The sequence below is a fragment of the Mesorhizobium sp. M7A.F.Ca.AU.001.01.1.1 genome (genome assembly GCF_004022735.1).
Taxonomy (GTDB): Bacteria; Pseudomonadota; Alphaproteobacteria; order Rhizobiales; family Rhizobiaceae; genus Mesorhizobium; species Mesorhizobium ciceri.
On sequence record NZ_RZPF01001335.1, the window covers coordinates 1 to 531 of the forward strand.

Genomic DNA, 531 nt, shown 5'->3' on the forward strand with positions numbered 1-531 from the left:
CTGCCTCGCGGCTCTGGTCCTGCCTAGGAGCATTAGCCGTCAAACACAACAGCTGAAGCGATAGTGCGTCGATGATGGCCAGGCTTGCAAGATGCGCGCCGCAATGATGGGGCCATGCCCATCATTGCGGCGGCGATACCTATCGCCATCGATTTGCCGATCAGATGCCGCTTCGGTCAATCACCAGATCGGCGGCACCAAAGCGGTCCTTTGCCGTCAGCTGCTGGTGCCAGTAGGGATAGAGCAAGGGCGGCCGGCTGACCGCGTCGAGGCGCGCGCGCTCCTCGTCGGAAAGCACCAGGCTTGCCGCCGCGATGTTGTCCAGGAACTGCGTTTCCGTCCTGCCGCCGATCACCAGGGAACTGATGGACGGCCGGCCAAGCAGCCAGGCCAGCGCCACCTGCGCTGCCGACACGCCGCGCTGCGCGCCGATCTCCACAAGCACATCGACGATCCGCCACAGCCGGTCCTCGTCGCGGATCGGTGGTTCCGACCAGCCCGCGAGTTGGCGGGCGGTGGGGCTGTCACGGC

The 531-nt window shown here is 65.9% G+C and carries 1 protein-coding gene; it reads right to left on the minus strand.

Features of this window, described 5'->3' with window-relative positions; genetic code table 11:
• Positions 1–160: 160 nt before the first annotated feature.
• On the minus strand, positions 161–531 hold a 371-nt coding region (locus EN884_RS38030; protein WP_164895522.1), incomplete at its 5' end, for an aldo/keto reductase.